Genomic DNA, 237 nt, shown 5'->3' with positions numbered 1-237 from the left:
TGAGCCGACATCGAGGTGCCAAACACCGCCGTCGATATGAACTCTTGGGCGGTATCAGCCTGTTATCCCCGGAGTACCTTTTATCCGTTGCAGCGATGGCCCTTCCATTCAGAACCACCGGATCCACTAAGACCTACTTTCGTACCTGCTCGAGCCGTCACTCTCACAGTCAAGCTGGCTTATGCCTTTGCACTAACCGCATGATGTCCGACCATGCTTAGCCAACCTTCGTGCTCC

The 237-nt window shown here is 54.4% G+C and carries 1 rRNA gene; it reads right to left on the bottom strand.

The window, feature by feature from the left end:
• Positions 1 to 237 (bottom strand): 23S ribosomal RNA (locus BHE89_RS03130); the annotation flags it as partial.

It is taken from the genome of Shigella sp. FC1967, from assembly GCF_001743005.1.
Taxonomy (GTDB): domain Bacteria; phylum Pseudomonadota; class Gammaproteobacteria; order Enterobacterales; family Enterobacteriaceae; genus Proteus.
Note: the sequence above shows the minus strand (reverse complement) of the source record. Positions and strands in the feature narration are given on the sequence as shown.